The organism is Peterkaempfera griseoplana, from assembly GCF_001418575.1.
GTDB classification, from domain to species: Bacteria; Actinomycetota; Actinomycetes; order Streptomycetales; family Streptomycetaceae; genus Peterkaempfera; species Peterkaempfera griseoplana.
The window spans coordinates 1-4104 of the sequence record NZ_LIQR01000362.1; the positions used below are offsets into that span (position 1 = coordinate 1).

General features: G+C 76.2%; 4 protein-coding genes and 1 tRNA gene. 1 reads left to right on the plus strand and 4 read right to left on the minus strand.

All coding sequences use genetic code 11. From position 1 onward, the window contains the following. Positions 1–500, plus strand: a 500-nt coding sequence (locus tag AOK09_RS25405) for an NPCBM/NEW2 domain-containing protein (protein WP_079063417.1), incomplete at its 5' end; no start/stop codon positions are given. A gap of 34 nt (positions 501–534) precedes the next feature. Here AOK09_RS25405 and AOK09_RS25410 read toward each other — a convergent pair. From AOK09_RS25410 to AOK09_RS25425, 4 genes are all read right to left on the minus strand, one after another. After that, positions 535–1227: a DsbA family oxidoreductase gene (locus AOK09_RS25410; RefSeq protein WP_055589568.1), complete on the minus strand. Its 693-nt coding sequence runs from the start codon at positions 1225–1227 to the stop codon at positions 535–537. Between the two features lie 133 nt (positions 1228–1360). Then, a tRNA-Gly gene (locus tag AOK09_RS25415) sits at positions 1361–1433 on the minus strand. A gap of 94 nt (positions 1434–1527) precedes the next feature. Continuing rightward, on the minus strand, positions 1528–2073 hold the full coding sequence (locus AOK09_RS25420) for a universal stress protein (protein ID WP_055589569.1): 546 nt from the start codon (positions 2071–2073) through the stop codon (positions 1528–1530). Between the two features lie 103 nt (positions 2074–2176). Continuing rightward, positions 2177–4104, minus strand: a 1928-nt coding sequence (locus tag AOK09_RS25425; protein WP_055589570.1) for an asparagine synthase-related protein, incomplete at its 5' end; no start/stop codon positions are given.

Sequence of the window (4104 nt, forward strand, 5' to 3'; positions counted from 1 at the left end):
AGATGTGTATAAGCGACGGGCCTCCGGTGGACTACTGGCTGGACGAGCTGCGGTACGACGGGTTCGGGCCGGTCGAGGTGCCGGCCGTGCAGGGGGCGGCGAGCGGCTGGTTCTGGCCGCGCCACCATCTGCGGATCGGCGGGGTGCGCCACGGCCACGGGATCACGGTGCGGGCGCCGTCGGCGGTGGTGGTCGTCCTCAACCGCCCCTGCTCCGCCTTTGCCGCCGCGGTGGGGGTGGACGACATGACGCACGGTGTGGGCACGGTGGTGCTCACCGTGGAGGACGGCTCCGGCGGGACCCTCTGGACCTCCGCACCGGTGCACGGCGGCGACGCCGCGGTGCCGGTGCGTGTGCCGCCGGCCGGTCTGCGGGCGGTGCGGCTGGTGGTACGGCCGGCTGGCGGCGACGGCCCCGGGCGGCGGCCGGCCGGGCTGGCGGACTGGGCGGATGCCCGGTTGTCCTGCGCAGGCGGGCAGCGGCCGCCGGGGGCGTCGTGACAGCAGCGGCGACGGTGACCGGTTCGCGCCGCCGTCAGACCGCGCAGCTGCCGTCGGCGCAGTCGTCGGCCGCCGGGGCCGCGGCGGCGGTGGCCGCCGTCTCGGCGGAGATCTGCTCCAGGATCTGGAGGAAGGTCGAGGCCTCCTGGGCGCCCTCGACCTTCCACTTGCCCTCGAAGACGAAGGTGGGGACCGCGGTGACGCCCATCGCGCGGGCCTCGGCGATGCGGTCCTGCACCTCGGCGGTGCCCTCGTCGGAGGCCAGGTAGGCGGTGACGCGGTCGCGGTCCAGTCCGGCGGCGACGGCGAGGTCGGTGAGCCGGCCGGGGTCGCCGACATTGTCGCCGTCGACGAAGTAGGCGTGCAGCAGGGCGTTCTTGAGGGCGGCCTGAACGGCGGTGCCGTACTCGGTCTCGGCGAGGTGCAGCAGCCGGTGGCCGAGGAGGGTGTTGACGGACTGGGCCGCGGCGAAGTCGAAGGCGATGCCCTCACGGCGGCCGATCTCGGCGAGCCGTCCGTGCATCTCGGTGATCCGGTCGCCGAACTTGCGGCGCAGCACCGGCTCCAGCGGTTCGGCCTGCGGGGACGCCTCTGGGGCGAGCTGGTACGGCCGGTAGACCACCTCGACGGTGTCGGCTGCGGGGTAGGCGGCGAGGGCCCGCTCGAAGCGGCGCTTGCCGACATAGCACCACGGGCAGGCGATGTCGGAGTAGATCTCGACCTTCATGGGGGCGTCCGTCCTGGGGGCTGGGCACATGGGTACGCAGCCCGGAACGCTCGCGGGCCCGGTGCTATTTCCGCCGGCGGACATCCGAAGGGCCCCGGGGTCTGCACCTCGGGGCCCTCTCACGGTGATGCCGAGCGGACGGCAGGGCTCGAACCTACGACCTAAACCCTGGAGGGGTTTCGCTCTACCAACTGAGCTACATCCGCATGTCCTCCGAAGGAACCTTTCTTCGGCGACATGTGAACTCTAGCGGATTCCGGCGGAGCCTCAAACCCGGGGGGTCTCGCGGAAGTTGCCTGGTCAGTCCGGCACCTCCGCGCCGCCCGCGGGCTCCGGCGGCGCGGGGACGATCAGCACGGGGCAGGCGGCGTGGTGGACGGCGGCGGTGCTGACCGAGCCGAGGAGGAGCCGGGCGAAGCCGCCGTTGCCGCGGGTGCCCATGACCAGGGTGTGGTGCCGGGCACTGGCGGCGAGCACGGTCTCCACCACGTTGCCGAGCACCACATGGAGGGAGATCGGGCCCGCGTACGGCCGGGCACGGGCGTCCTGGACGGTGGCCACACTGCGGCGCAGGCTCTCCCGCATGGTCACCAGCAGGCGCTCCACGCCCTCCTGGACGATGTCGGCCATGCCGAGGGTGTAGCCGCCGGGGGACGGGTTGACCACGGAGAGGACATAGAGGGGGAGGCGGAAGAGCTCTGCCTCGGTCATGGCGCGGTCCAGCGCCCACAGCGATCCGTCGGAGCCGTCCACGGCGGCGAGGATGCCGGGGGACGGCGGCGAGTTGGGAGGCTGCTCCGACACCGGGAGTTCGGCCTGCTCGACCGGGTCGTGGGGGATGGCCATGAGGGGCGCCCTTCGTCACTTGATGACGGCTTCGTCCCATTCAATCCGATATGCCGCATTCACGGCCTGTCGAGCCGGCCGCCCCGTACGCCCTCGGCCGGGCTCACCCCGCCGGCTGCGCCGCCGCCACGGCCCGGCGGGCGGCGAGAGGCATCCCGGTCCAGCAGGAACCGGGGTGGCGGGCGCTGTAGCGCCGCAGCCACAGCTCGGTGGAGACCAGGTCCGCCAGGCCGTCCAGGGGCACCGGTACGGCGCCGTCCGCGGCGTGGTCCAGCGCGCGCTGCACCGCCGGGAGGTCGATCAGGCCCAGCTCGGCGAGGAGCGGGGCCCGGAAGAGTTCGGCGAGGCCGTCCGCGGCGCGGCGCAGCCCGGCCCGGGTGGTGGCGGGGTCATGGCGGTGGGCCGTGCCCCAGTCCGCGGGCAGGTCCGCGACCCCGGCGCCGGCCAGGACGGCCCGCAGCAGGCTGTGCCGGGCCCGGGGCTGGACGCGGAGCCCGTCCGGGACCAGCCGGCCGGCCCGGATCACCTGATTGTCCAGGAACGGCGCGTGGAGGCGCTGACCGTACTGCTCCGCCGCATGGACCAGGGTGCGGTACGCGGCGGCGTGGCGGTGCAGGGCGAGCCGGGCGCGGCGCTCACCGGGCCGCTCGGCAGGGGCGGGGCGACGGGCCGCGAGCCGGAGCCGGACGGCGACCGCGGAGAGCGCCCCGTCGGAGAGCCAGCGGGCGGCCGGACCGGGGGCGCACCACGTCAGAGCGGCGGTGGAGGCATGACCCGGGCTGGTGGCGGCGGCGGGACCACGCCGTGCGATGAGCTGCACGGCGGCGTCCTCCAGGGCGTCCGCATAGGAGGCGCGGGCCAGCCGGCGGGCGGCGCGGAAGACGGAGACGGGTGTTCCCACAGCGCCGGTGAACGGGCCCTCCGCCGTGGTGTCGGCGCGGGCCAGGGCGGCGACGGGCCGGATCAGGTCGCGGCGCCGGTGGTCCCGGACCAGGTCCGCCAGGCGGGCGGGGTGACCGTCCAGTGCCTGGCGGGCGCCGTAGCCGGTGAGGTGGTCCGCGCCGCCGGCGGCGAGCCGGGCACGTATCGCGGGCGCCTCGACCAGGGCCGGCCCGGGTTCGTCGGTGAGCGGACCGGCCAGCGGGTCGCCGGCGAGGTCCGCATAGGGAAGGGCGTCCGGGGTCGCGGGCACCACGGTGTGGTGGAGGCCGGGCGCCGCGGCGGCCAGGCCCCGGGTGCGGGGGTCCGCGAAGGTGACCGCGGTGAGGGTGATGTGCTCCGGGTCGGGGTCGGCGGTACGGGCCCAGGAGCCCTTGACGGCGCCGCTGCGGGGGGTGGCGGCGGGGGCGCCGGCCGCCGGGCCGTGCCAGCCCGCGGCGGGAGCGGTGAGGTCGGCCGCGCGGAAGGGCCCGGGATCGCGGGGGCCGGGCTGGTCCGCGGGGGTGCGCCGGGGCCGGCGTACCGCGGGCGTGGCGGCCGCGAGCAGGGCGAGGGTGGTGGAGGCGGTGCCGCCGGAGAGGTCCGCGCCGATCCGGGGCCGCTGCGGGACGCCGTCACCGGCCTCCGGGGTGCTGCGGACCCGGCAGCGCACCGCTTCGAGGAGGGAGCGGGTGAGTTCCCGGACCGCCGGGGCCTCGGTGAGCTGGGCGGGTCCGCCCGCACTGGGCGCCGGGGCGTCGTACGAGGCGGTCTGCGGGCGGCCGGAGCGGATGGAGAGGGAGTGGGCCGGCGGCACCCGGTGGACCTGGAGGTAGGGGGTGCCGGTGCCCAGGGCCTCGGGCACCTCGGGGCAGGCGAGGCGGGCGGCGAGATGGAGGGCGTCCAGGTCGCTGCCGACCAGGTCGGCGAGCGGCAGGGCGGCGGTGGCGTAGGCCGTGCCGCCGCACCAGGGGGTGTGGAAGACCGGCTGCGCCCCCGCCAGATCGGTGAGCAGCACGGTCCGGGTGCCGAACTGCAGGACGGCGGTGTAGCTGCCCGGCCAGGCCGTGAGGTGGCGGAGGGCTCCGCCGCGGGCGGCGGCGAGGCCGGAGC

What these genes read in the sequence shown, in the direction of transcription:
- AOK09_RS25410 (WP_055589568.1), bottom strand. Translation starts at nt 1,227, where the DNA reads ATGAAGGTCGAGATCTACTCCGACATCGCCTGCCCGTGGTGCTATGTC.
- AOK09_RS25420 (WP_055589569.1), bottom strand. Translation starts at nt 2,073, where the DNA reads ATGGCCATCCCCCACGACCCGGTCGAGCAGGCCGAACTCCCGGTGTCG.